General features: G+C 45.3%; 8 protein-coding genes, 2 pseudogenes and 1 riboswitch. Of the genes and pseudogenes, 7 read left to right on the forward strand and 3 right to left on the reverse strand.

Going from position 1 to position 12,594, the window contains the following annotated elements:
* The first annotated feature begins 84 nt into the window (after positions 1 to 84).
* From ABR335_RS03290 to ABR335_RS03320, 7 genes and pseudogenes are all read left to right on the forward strand, one after another.
* On the forward strand, positions 85 to 531 hold the full coding sequence (locus tag ABR335_RS03290) for a GNAT family N-acetyltransferase (protein WP_013860456.1): 447 nt from the start codon (positions 85 to 87) through the stop codon (positions 529 to 531).
* 158 nt (positions 532 to 689) lie between these two features.
* A complete protein-coding gene (locus tag ABR335_RS03295) occupies positions 690 to 1,091 on the forward strand; it encodes an HTH domain-containing protein (RefSeq protein WP_350346718.1) in 402 nt (133 codons plus the stop codon).
* 170 nt (positions 1,092 to 1,261) lie between these two features.
* The gene (locus ABR335_RS03300; protein WP_035188636.1) at positions 1,262 to 1,825 is read left to right on the forward strand and encodes an FAD-dependent oxidoreductase; all 564 of its coding nucleotides are present in this window, start codon (positions 1,262 to 1,264) and stop codon (positions 1,823 to 1,825) included.
* Between the two features lie 822 nt (positions 1,826 to 2,647).
* Positions 2,648 to 2,833: a type Z 30S ribosomal protein S14 gene (locus tag ABR335_RS03305; protein ID WP_013860453.1), complete on the forward strand. Its 186-nt coding sequence runs from the start codon at positions 2,648 to 2,650 to the stop codon at positions 2,831 to 2,833.
* 514 nt (positions 2,834 to 3,347) lie between these two features.
* Positions 3,348 to 4,220, forward strand: a pseudogene (locus ABR335_RS03310) (ATP-dependent helicase); the annotation flags it as partial.
* Positions 4,221 to 4,342: 122 nt separating this feature from the next.
* Positions 4,343 to 5,863: an IS5-like element ISBco3 family transposase gene (locus ABR335_RS03315; RefSeq protein ID WP_350346576.1), complete on the forward strand. Its 1,521-nt coding sequence runs from the start codon at positions 4,343 to 4,345 to the stop codon at positions 5,861 to 5,863.
* Between the two features lie 25 nt (positions 5,864 to 5,888).
* Positions 5,889 to 7,193, forward strand: a pseudogene (locus ABR335_RS03320) (3'-5' exonuclease); the annotation flags it as partial.
* Between the two features lie 249 nt (positions 7,194 to 7,442).
* On the opposite strand, the gene ABR335_RS03325 reads toward ABR335_RS03320, so the two are convergent.
* From ABR335_RS03325 to ABR335_RS03335, 3 genes are all read right to left on the reverse strand, one after another.
* Complete coding sequence (locus ABR335_RS03325) at positions 7,443 to 8,738, reverse strand: purine/pyrimidine permease (RefSeq protein ID WP_035183633.1); 1,296 nt, start codon at positions 8,736 to 8,738, stop codon at positions 7,443 to 7,445.
* Between the two features lie 868 nt (positions 8,739 to 9,606).
* The gene (locus ABR335_RS03330; RefSeq protein ID WP_251460444.1) at positions 9,607 to 10,563 is read right to left on the reverse strand and encodes a sulfite exporter TauE/SafE family protein; all 957 of its coding nucleotides are present in this window, start codon (positions 10,561 to 10,563) and stop codon (positions 9,607 to 9,609) included.
* 89 nt (positions 10,564 to 10,652) lie between these two features.
* A riboswitch (SAM riboswitch) is annotated at positions 10,653 to 10,760 on the reverse strand.
* Between the two features lie 412 nt (positions 10,761 to 11,172).
* Complete coding sequence (locus ABR335_RS03335) at positions 11,173 to 12,507, reverse strand: amino acid permease (protein ID WP_035183636.1); 1,335 nt, start codon at positions 12,505 to 12,507, stop codon at positions 11,173 to 11,175.
* Positions 12,508 to 12,594 lie beyond the last annotated feature (87 nt).

Below are 12,594 nucleotides of genomic sequence, written 5' to 3' on the forward strand. Positions count from 1 at the left end.
AACGGAAAGAAACCAAATGGTGCGCTTTTCTTCCTTAAAACGGGGTATGAATTTATTATCAAATGCCAACGAGGAGGCGCAGCTATGGAATTCCGGAAAGCCCATCTTGATGATCTTCATCATTTAATAGAGCTTAGAAAGCAGCAGCAGGTTGCCCAGGGCATCGAACCAAAGACGGACATTGATGCCGATTTGGAAAAGTTTTTTCAAAAGAAATTAAAAGAAGGCTCCATGGTCCAATGGCTTGCGGAAGACGAAGGAGAAATCGTTGCTTGCGGGGCCGTCATTTTTTACGAATTCCCGCCGAGCTATGTGAATAAAAGCGGGAAGAAAGCCTACATTACAAATGTGTATACAAAAGAAGAATACCGCGGCCAGGGGATCGCGAAAGAATTGATGGGAAAACTGGTTGATGAGGTGAAAAAGGCCGGCATCTCCAACATCTGGCTTGGCGCTTCTGAAATGGGCAAGCCGTTGTATGAAAAATTCGGTTTCCAGGAAGTGGATGAATGGATGGAACTGCATTTATGATGAAATGAGAAAATGAGAAAAACCGGTAATCCGATTCCAAATTCTATTTTCCTTTTCGTTTTATTGTGAATATTATATAATGTTTTAAAGGAGTCGGAAAAAATGTCTGATTTTGTTCACGATACAACTTCCAATGTTTATTCAGATGGAAGCCATGAATATTTAAAAATCAATTCCTAAATATTAAAAATAAATTTCAGTTAAAAGATCAGCAGTTAGCTACACTATTTGGGATTTCCGATGAGAAAACTACAAAAATTCTCTCTGGAAAGCCATGCTACTTTGATGAAGGGGAGTTAAAAAGAATCCATTATTGTTTACCGTTTTTAAGTACAGGATTCTCTTTTATAGACTCAAAAGAGAGAGTGAGAGCGATAATAGAGGCTAATTTGATAGGAGATTATAATCTTTCCTATGAAACATTAGGTAAGTATGCCAATGTGCCTTGTGATGTGCTTAAAGCTTTTTGTGAAGGAAATGATCATATTGATGTTGATCATTTGATGAATATTTGTGTGAATTTGTTAATGCTATCTTTTGTATTAAGACCTGAACTTTAATTCATTGTTTACCGATCAAATTCCATCCTCGGTTTCTTTTGAGTGCTACTTTGATTTGTCCAAAGAAACGCTTAGAAAATAAGGCCTTACATTTCTGTGCCTTCCAAAGTGTATATTTTGAACTTCCCCATCTGCCGGTCTATACTTAAAATAGTAAGGAGGAATGTACGATGTATGAAATTGCCATTATTGGAGCTGGTCCGGCCGGGGCAAGTGCCGCCATTTTTACGGCCAAAGCCGGGAAAAGCACAGTGCTTTTTGATGGTGGCACGAGCGCTACCAAGCGGGCTTTGCTGAAAAATCACTACGGCGTAACAGAAATAACCGGACCAGACCTGGTCGAAACCGGTAAAAAACAGGCAGCGCAATTCGGGGCCGAACTGGTCGACGAAAAAGTCGAATCAATTGAAAAAACGGAAAATGGTTTTACCATTAAAACAGAACAAGGGTCGTACGAAAGCAAATACGTTATTCTTGCAACCGGCATGATTGCAAGCCTCGGGGAAGCCCTTGGCGTCAAAACCAAACCGGCAACAGAACCACGCGTAAAAACCGTTTTTGCAGTGGATGCGCAAGGAAAAACGAATGTCCCGAATGTATGGGCATGCGGCACGGTTGCCGGCGTCTCCATGCACACCATTATCACAGCAGGCGACGGCGCTAAAGTGGCTGTCAACCTCATCAGTGAAATCGACGGCAAACGCTGGGTCGACCACGATGTTTTAGGAAAATAAGCCGTTGTAAACGAACCGGGCAAAATTCCGCCCGGTTTTCGTTTGCTTTTTTTCAATGCGGGCTGGAACTGAAAAGAATTCGTCGCAGATCAAGCATTCTGACATGCTTATTGTTTTTCCAAAATCAAACCACCCACTGCAAAGCCGGGCACTGGGGATGCAGCCGGTACACGCGGGATTCAGGCAATCATCAAACCTTTTTTGCGTAAAGCCGTCTTTCCTATTCCATGGGAGGATTGTTAAAAATGGAATTTATGATTACAATAGATAAAAATATCCAAAAAATAAACCGAATTTTTAAAAAACGGGGAGTTGAGGTTCATGTATCGAATTTTTCAATATGGATTTGTGATGGCGTTTACAGGACTATGTATGATGTTTTTGGTTCATCTTGTTGATGGTTATTCAACTGTAGAGCTCGGAAACTCGCTGATTAGTCAAATATTATTGATTCCAAGATTTTTTTTGATTTTTGGTATATTATTATTGATTCTCTCTTTCATTATTTGGTTTAGAAATTGGGCGAAATCTAAGGCAAAAAAAATTTCATGAGTTTTAAAGTAGAGTAGGCTTAGTTGGGCCTGCTTTTTTTGCGGTGAGCATCTGTATTCTGAATAAGTGAGGATGTTATTGCGATAAACACGGCTCCCGAAACCAGGAAAACAATCGGGTCAAATTATAATTCCAAAAAACGGTATTAGCCAACAATAGGTATGTTATTTGTAAAATGATTTAGAAAGAATCTGCCAAAATATACCACTATCTTTTCTATTGAATTTATAGTAAAATAAACTGTTAGCACATAGAAAGGAGGCGAACGTCATGGCAAAGAAATCTATGATTGTCAAACAAAAACGTGAGCCGAAATTTAAAGTTCAGGCTTACACACGCTGCGAGCGGTGCGGGCGTCCTCATTCGGTATACCGGAAATTCAAACTTTGCCGCATCTGTTTCCGGGAACTTGCGTATAAAGGCGAGATTCCGGGCGTAAAGAAATCCAGCTGGTAAGCCTTCCCCGCTCCCCTTTTTTCGGGGCACGGGATACATATCCCCGTTCTTTCCGCATCTTTGTAAATTCTTTAATCCCTCTTCATCATAATTTAACAAATCGGTGGTACGCTAAAATCAGCGGGGATGGCAAGCGTGGCCATCATCGGTACACCGCGTAGGCGGAGCGGGTACCTTGATTTCCAGTACAGCCGGCATGTTTACTTGGAAATCCAAAACCTTTCCCTTCTGATTTTTTTAAAAGGAATTTCGGCATGCATGCAGAAATTTTTCTTTTATAGAAAATGAAAAAAGGGGAGGATATTCGAAAACGCCGTCATAGGCAAAACTTTTTATGACGAGAGATGTGTCAAGTTTTTCTCGATTGTGAGATGTTGAAGGCAGGCTTCCAATGCGATCGAGAAAATTTTTATACATAGGAGACCGTTGTCAAAACTGAATAGGTAGATTTTATGCCAACACTCCACTCAATATGCTACTATTAAATCAAAGCATTTGGAACGGAGCAATGGCAATGAACACGAACCAAGACTTTTTTACCCGTAAAAAAGAGAAGTCCGGAATTGTGCTGAATGCAGTGCAGCAAGAGGCCGTAAAGCAAACGGAAGGTCCGCTTTTGCTTTTGGCTTCTCCTGGCTCCGGAAAAACGACGACAATTATCATGCGGATCGGTTATTTAATTGAAGAAAAAGGGGTGGCGCCTGCACGGATTAAAGCCATTACGTTCAGCCGGGCCGCTGCCGCTGACATGAAAGACCGGTTCCGAAAGCTTTTTCCGAATCTTCCACCCGTTGATTTTTCAACGATCCACAGTCTTGCCTTTGAACTCGTCCGCGTATTTTTCAGACGGACCAATGTCCCTTTCTTGCTGATTGAAGGCGAGGCAGGACCGTACCATAAGAAAAAAATCTTGCGGAATGTGTACAAGGCCATTCATGGAGAGAAGATCACGGAAGACCAGCTGGAGGAACTGCAGACGTATATCAGCTACATCAAAAACAAGATGATCCCGCCTACAAAATGGGGGAAGGTTGCGACGAGTGTGCCGGAAGCTGCCCGGATTTTAAAGGAGTATGAGACGTTTAAAAAGCAGGGCACCGGACAGCTGCTTCTTGATTTTGATGATATGCTGATATATGCGAATGAAATATTAAGGCGTGATCCGGATCTTCTCCGTATGTATCAGGGGCGTTATGACTATGTGCTGACGGATGAGAGCCAGGATACGTCCATGGTACAGCATGCCATTGTTGAAAAGCTTGTGCGGCGGCATCGCAATTTGTGCGTTGTCGCCGATGATGACCAGTCGATATACAGCTGGCGGGGTGCGGAGCCGTCCTACTTGCTGAATTTTAAAAAAGTGTATCCGGATGCGAAAATTTTATTTAGGGCTTGCTGAATAAACAAAAATTCCAGATTTGACAAGGATTTTGGCCACTTTTGTCGAATATAAAGTGTAAGGATTTTATAGGAAACGTGTAAAAAACCTTGCACTTGGAGGCCGTTACGATGTACAAAAAGACTGAACATCAATTAACTTTTGTAGAAGATTTTTTTCTACCATTCGGTGGAAAATTAAATAAAGAAAATCGCTGGGTCCGTCTTGCTGAATTAATCCCTTGGTGGAAGGCTGAAGAAAAGTATGCCAAGTCCTTCAAGAAAAAGTTCAAAGGTGAAAAGGCTTATTCTGTCAGAGTTGCTCTTGGGGCTCTCTATATCAAAGAACGGCTTGGGCTATCTGACCGGGAAACAGTCGAACAGATCACGGAAAACCCGTATCTTCAGTATTTTATCGGGTTGCCTGAATTCCAGGAAAAAGCCCCATTCGATCATTCTCTGATGACTCGTTTTAGAAAACGTTTGGGTGCAAACATCATCAATGAACTGAATGAATGGATTGTTCTGGAAGAACAAGAACGCCAATCGGAAGAAGCATCTAAGGAAAATGACAACGATGATGATCACCATGATGATGACGATCATAGTAGTGGTGATCATCAACCTTCCGGTCCTGCTTCGGAAGAGAATTCAACTGGATCGGCTTCTCCTAAAACGAAGAACAAAGGAAAGCTCATTCTGGACGCAACCTGTGCACCGGCTGATATTGCTTACCCTACTGATCTGGGGCTTTTGAACGAAGCCCGTGAGAAACTGGAACATATCATTGATGTACTGCATGAACCGCACAAAGGAAAATTACCAAAGCCACGGACCTACAGAAAAAGAGCCCGCAGGGACTATCTTTCTGTCGCTAAGCAACGCAAAGCTGGAGCCCGGAAAATCCGGAAAGCTGTCGGCAAACAACTTGGATATGTGAAACGGAATCTGGAGATCATTGGAAATCTCATTTCCCAAAGCTCCCTGTCTCTTTTGAGCAAAGATGAATACCGACAACTCCTCGTGATTCATGAACTTTACCGCCAACAGGCAGAAATGTACAAAAAGAAAACACATCGGATTGACCACCGGATTGTGAGCATTTCCCAGCCGCATGTCCGTCCAATTGTGCGTGGCAAGGCAAAAGCGAACGTGGAATTCGGCTCAAAAGTCGCCATTAGCGTTGTAGATGGCTATGCCTTGATTGAGCAACTCGACTGGGAAAATTACAATGAAGGGATCACCCTTAGAGAATCTATTGAGAACTACTACAACCGGTTCGGATTTTATCCAGAAGCGATTTTAGCAGATAAAATCTACCGAAACCGTGACAACCTAGCATACTGTAAATCTCTTGGCATTCGTCTGAGTGGGCCAAGGTTGGGACGCCCATCCAAAACGGAAGACAAAACCTTAGAACGCGTGGCAAGGCAGGATGCCTCCGAACGTAATGCCGTTGAAAGCAAATTTGGCGAAGGCAAGCGCAAGTATGGGCTAGGCCTTATTCGAGCACGCCTTCAGGAGACCAGTGAAACAGTAGTAGCCCTTCAATTCCTTATAATGAATCTGGAGCGGAAGCTCAGGGTTCTTTTTTTGAAATTTTTGCACAACACTATTTTATATTTTAATAACCGTAATTTGGCTTGTATCTGACAGAATCTGATTCGTTCAGCAAGCCCTATTTATGGAACAAAATTACCGGTCATCTCAAGAGGTTGTTACGGCTGCCAACCAGTTTATCAAGCGCAACAAGCACCGCTATGACAAAAACATGTTCACGGAAAACCCGCCTGCCGGGCCGATCCGGTTTGTGCGTCTCCCGGATTATAAATACCAGGCAAAATATTTGGCCCAGAACATTGTCGTTTCCGAAAATTTTTCAGAAATTGCCGTGCTGTACCGGAACAATATGTCTTCGATTGCCCTGATCAACGAATTTGACCGGGAAGGGATTCCGTTTTATCTCAAAGATACCGACAATCGCTTTTTTTCTCACTGGGTTGTCCAGGATATTTTGAATGTGATGCGGCTCACGTTTACCGATAAACGGGCGGATATCCTCGCGCAGGTCCATTCGAAATTGGACGGTTATATTACGAAACAACAGATGGAAGCGGTAAAGGGGATCCATAATAACCAGTCTGTTTTTGACAATTTGGTGCGTTATGCAAATTTGAAGGATTACCAGGTCCAAAAAGTACGTAAAGTAAAGGAGACGCTCCGGGAAATGCGGGGCATGCCGCCGCTGGATGCGATTCAAGTCATCCGCGACAGGCTCGGCTATGAAAAAGCCCTCGAAAACATGTGCAAGAAATTCGGATTCCGGAAAGAGTATTTGATTGGCGTTTTAAATACGCTCGAAGACATTGCGGACACGCTTGTGACAATGGAAGAGTTTGCTGCAAGGCTGAAGCACTTGGCGCACATTTTAAAAACGGCGAAAGGGAACAAAGGCCGGCATGCTGTGACGCTTTCGACGTTCCACAGTTCAAAAGGTTTGGAGTTTGAAAAGGTGTATATGATTGACTTGGTTGATGGGATCATTCCGGGTAACGATGAAAAAGAAGATGATTTACTGATGGAAGAATCGGTCCGTCTTTTTTATGTGGCAATGACGCGCGCGAAAAAGTCACTGGAAATGGTCAGCTATGAAAAACGCAACGGAAGCCGGGCAATGGACTCACCGTTTGTGGCAGCGGTGAAGGGAATTGTCAACAATGTTGAAAAGGCGGAAAAAACGAAACCAGACCTAGAAGTTGTCCGGATCGGCAAAAAGACGGTCTCCATCCCGCAGAACCCGAATGCCATTAAGGACGCATCCGCTTTTGTGGCCGGTAAAAAAATCCAGCACCGTGTGTTTGGTCATGGTGAAATTGTTGATATTGATGGTGACACCCTTGCCATCCGGTTTGAAAAACGGACGATAAAACTGTCTGCCCTCACCTGCATCGAAAAAGGGCTGCTCGAGGAAGCCGATCTGTAATCGTGTGTGGAAAAACGGAAGCGGATATAAAAAATGCCGGGAATTTCCCGGCATTTTTTATATCCCTGACCGCCGCAACAGGCTCACGTTGTACGGAGGCAAGGGATTCGGCGATCAAGTCCTGTGCCCCTTTTTATTGAATTGGAACGCCCCAGGCCATTTGGATGACTGCAACAAAGGTGCCATCCGGTTGGTGCCCCGTGCGAATGGGAGCAGAGCCTCCTTGCTGTTTGGCAGCATTCCCGAGATTTACTGCTCGCGGATGCTGTTTTCCTGCGTATTTCTTTTTTTCCTCCAAATCAGCAGCTGTTCTGTCAAAATGCCGACCACAGATCCAAGGATTAAGCCGTTGTTTAAAAAAGTAGCGATCATCATTGGCAAATGTTCGGTCGCATGAGCCGGCAAAAACATCGCCCCGATTCCGACCAGGAAGGAGATGCCTGCTGTTGTGTGGGCAATCTCTTTGTCCGGGCTTTTTTCAAGATCATTTAAGGCAAGGCCAACCAATTGTGTGAAGACCACAAAGGTAACGGCATAACCAACCGGCGCGGGAATCGCAGACATGATATGCACGAGCGGTGGCAGCAGAGCAATGATGGAAACGAAACAAGCACCATACAAAAATGGTTTCAGCACTTTTATACCGGTTTGTGCAACATAGCCTGCCGCTGCTGCAATCGGAACCGCACCGACAGCGGAAAAGATGCCGGCAAGCAGCTGGTTGATGCCGGATATGAACAGACTGCTCCGCACCCGCTCTTGGCGGACTCCCGTCACATTTCCCATGACGCGCACAGACGTAATCATATTCGCAGTTAACAAAAGCCCGATGAATACACCGGTTGTGACGGCACCGGAATCAAAACGCGGTTTTCCAAAATCAAACACAGCGGGAAGAGAGAACCAGCTTTCCCCAAATGTAATAGCCGGTGCTTCACCGAAAAGCGCGAACAAAATCCAGCCACAAATCAAGCCGAGCATGATCGAATATTGCTTGACCCACGGTTTCTTTACATGGCCAAAATAGAATGTAAGCAATACGGTGACAAGGCTCAAAACGGCAACAAGCGGCCGGACTTCCTGATGGGCACCCGTAATGCCGAGCATCCCTTTCATAAAAGAGCCGCTCAACTGCAGCACCAAAAGCAGCAAATAGATAAATGTTACTACCGGCGTAAACAGTTTATTTAATTGGTCCACAAAGCCGGTAAAAGCGAGTAGAAAGAAAAAGATGCCGGTTACAATCAGTGCGCCTGCCAAATATTGCAGAGATTCAGTGCTTGAACTGTACAAGCTGCCGACAAGCCCTGCATAAATGGCAAACACGCTCCACCACAGCCCGGCCGGCCCTTCATTGATCGGCATTCTGTGGCCGAAAATGCCTTGCAAAAGTCCGCCGATCCCGAGCACAAAAAGCGTCCGCTGCACAAACAGGGCAGTCTCACCCGCACTGAAATGGAAAGCATCCGCAATCGCAATCGGGGCCGCGATCGACCCGGCGATCATAAATGCCATCCACTGCAGCGACGAAATCAATGTTTTCATAGACACACCGTTCTTTCCGTTCAAAAAATGGAAAATACCAGTAAATATAATTATAGCAAAACAGGTTTTACATTTTAAACATAAAACACTTCGCCGACGGGGGAGGGATAGCGGGCATGGCGGACAGCGGCATAAACAGGGGTTGCAAACCGGACGGGGCGCGGGTTAAGCCATGTTTTTTGCCTCTATTTAAATGATATATATGTGGCAGGGGCTAAGCTATGTTTGGATCCGCAAAAAATTTCTGATCGATCTTCATGCAGAACGCTTTTTGTTTGTCACTAAAAGAGTTGCGGCTGCCTTCACTTAGGCGTGCTATCTCGAAAAAAGTTATGATGGATAATTTTTGCTGGTGCTGTGTGGTAGCGACATGGCCGGTTATGTTAAGGAATCGAGCAAAAAAGGTGTTGTTCCTTAACATAGAGGCCGTCTATGTTGAGGAAGCGAGGTCAAAAGGCGTTGTTCCTTAACATAGAGCCCGTCTACGTAAAGGAAGCGAGCGAAAAAGGTGCTGTTTCTTAACATAGAGCCCGTCTACGTAAAGGAAGCAAGCAAAAAAGACGTTGTTTCTTAACATAGAGTGCGTCTACATTAAGGAAGCGAGGTAAAAAGACATTGTTCCTTAACATAGAGGCCGTCTACGTTAAGAAAGTTCGGTAAAAAGATGTTGTTTCTTAACATAGAGGTCGTCTACGTAAAGGAAGCGCGGTAAAAAGACGTTGTTTCTTAACATAGAGCGCCTCTACATTAAGGAAGCGAGCAAAAAAGGCACTGTTCCTTCAAATAGAAGCGTCTATGTTCATTCTTTGCCAAAATTTGTTTGGGTAAAAACAATCCGGGCAATGGATCCCTTGCCCGAAAACATTCCTTATTCTGTGACGCTTACGCTGGCGCTGGCAACTGCCCGTTTGTGTCTTCTGATTGTATAGAAAATGAGGATGGCCCATATTGCCGCAATGGCTGTATAGGTAACGCCGTACCAGCCGCTACCGGCGCCCGCCATTTTTAATAAAGTTTGCACGTTGCTGAACACAATCATGCCGCTGACAATGACAGCCAGCAAATGAGCCGGCAGGATTTTAACCAGATAGGCTGCAATCGGCGCGGCGATCAGGCCGCCAAGCATGAGGGCGATCGTCCAAATCCAGTTAATTTGCATAGCGCCGAGGGATAAGAGGAAACCGATGCTTGATGCCAAGGATACAGCAAATTCACTAGTATCCACCGAGCCGATCACTTTCCGCGGTTCGATGTCATTTCTGGACAGCAAAGCCGGTGTGGCGATAGGGCCCCAGCCGCCGCCCCCCGTTGCATCAAAAAATCCTGCGACAAAGCCAAGTGGGATAAAAAATATGTTTGACCTGGTTTGCTTTTTGACTTTCGACGCCCCGCGCGTATTGAACAGAAACCGGGTAAGAATATAGAGGCCAAGGGCGATCAGAAAAATAGAAATGTACGGTTTTAATGTGCTTGCAGGAAGATGGCTAAGCACGGTTGCCCCGAGAAAGGCGCCGACAGCTCCAGGTACAACCAGTTTCCAAATGATCCCTTTATCGACATTCCCAAATTTCATATGTGAAACTCCGGAAGCCGCCGTTGTAAAAACTTCCGCCAAATGCACAGAAGCTGACGCGACAGCCGGCGCAATCCCGAAAGCTAGCAAAAGTGAGGTTGAAGTCACCCCGTAACCCATTCCAAGAGATCCATCCACCAATTGCGCGGCAAGGCCGACAAGTGCTAAGACAATTAATTTTTGCATGTTCATGTTCCCCGCTTTCTTCATCCATAAATTTGATTCATCCTGATGTAGAGGAATTATACGCATCAGGGCCTATCCTGGTTCAAACGGCCGGCCTTGCAGAAATAAAAAATCTTTCCGCCATTTTTACGGAAAGACAGCGAGTAAAGGATAAGCGCTTATCTTCCAAAATGGTACCCATTTTGCTGGAATTGGCACCTTGCTGCTCGCTGCAGGTTGCCGGACTTCATAGGGCCAGATCCCTCCGTCGCTCTTGATAAGTTATGTTGTTGTTTAAAATTTTATCAGAAAATAAATGGAAGTCAATATAATTATTTCAAGTTTTTTTATCGGATTTATACGAATGGGGGGATAAAGAAAAAAACTTCCCATCAGATCACGCTCTGTCGGGAGTTTTTTTCTTTACGCTGGATTGGTTTTAAAAAGCAGGTCATCAGGATCAGGCGGGGCATCATGGCCGCTTTCATTTGCTTCACAAAACGAAAAAGAGTCCAAACGGGTTAGCAGGCCGTCCCATTCTGGCAGTTTGTACGAGCTGCACACCCGTGCCTGCCCCCTTCCCGCCCAGAAAACGGTTTAATCAACCCCGCTTGTTTGTGCCCGCTTATCGCACAGTTGATTTCTGTCCTTTCCCTGCCCAAGTGAACCGGTTTTATCAACACAGCCTGCTGGAGCCTATTCCTTTCCTTTGATTCTCAGTGACAGGACGACCAGCACGATTAAAATAGCGAGGCAGACGCTTGTTCCAATCGGATTGCCGCCGCCCAGCAAAAAGGACAGGAAAATGCCCGAGAGTGCAAGCAGCGCAATCCAGACCATGAAAGGATACCCTTTTACACGGAAGGAAGGCAATTTTGCATACGACTTCCGGAGCCGCAGTTCGGCTGCACAGATGGCGATCCAGACAAGGACGACGGTAAATCCCGGGATGGTCATCAAATAGCTGATGACCTCATCCGGCGTAAGATAGGCCAGAATCACGCCGGCTAAAATAAACAGCGAGGTCAGCAAAATACTGGTGAGCGGGACGCCTTTCCGGGAAATTTTTAAAAAGGCGCGCGGCGCTTCTCCGGACTGCGCCATGTTAAACAGTGTGCGCGAAGTGGCATAAATACCGGAATTGGCGGCAGAAAGAACGGCCGTTAAGAGCACAAAATTCATCACATGGGCGGCAGCAGGGATCCCGGTGCGGCTGAATACCTGCACAAACGGGCTTTCCACGGAAGAAACCTGGTTCCATGGGATAATGCCGCAAATGATCAGGATTGGCAAAATATAAAAAAGCATGACACGGACAACGGTCTGTTTAATGACACGCGGCAGCACTTTTTCGCTGTCTTTCGTTTCCGAAACGGTAACGCCGATTAGTTCCGCGCCGCCGTATGAAAACATAACGATCAGAAAAGCGCTGAACGTACCGTGAAGCCCGTTCGGGAAAAAACCGCCGTGCGCGGTATAGTTAGACACCGTGGAAGATGTCCCGGGGAATAAACCGAATAAAATCAGAGCACCAAGCAGGATAAAAACGATCAACGTGATAATTTTAATGCCGGCAATCCAAAATTCAAATTCGCCGTAGTACTTCACTTCAATTAAATTGATGCCGACCACGAAAGCAGCACAGAGCAAACTGAGTAGCCACAATGGCGCTTGGGGAACCCAGAATTGCAGGAAGCTCCCGGCTGCAAGCAGTTCCACAACTGTAACAATGACCCAGTTGATCCAGTACAGCCAGCCAATAATGAAAGAAACCCGGCTGCCGAATGCTTTGTGGATCAGATTTTGGACGTTTAAGCCGGGGTGGACGAGCGCCATTTCCCCAAGTGCTGACATGACAATGAATAAAAGTGCGCCGCCGATCAGGTAAGAAACGGCAACACTCGGGCCGGCAAGGCTGACGGTATCGGAGCTGCCTTTAAAAATGCCGGTTCCGATCATCCCGGCCAATGCGATGAACTGGACATGCCTTGGTGATAAGCCTTTTTGCAAATGATGTTTGTTTTTCTCCATTTCTATCAATCTCACTTTTCTGTTTTAGATAAACGCTTTTCAGTGCTAAAGCATTTATTCTATTTTAGCAGAAAAAAAGGAATATTG

The organism is Heyndrickxia faecalis (assembly GCF_040267745.1).
GTDB lineage: Bacteria > Bacillota > Bacilli > Bacillales > Bacillaceae_C > Weizmannia > Weizmannia faecalis.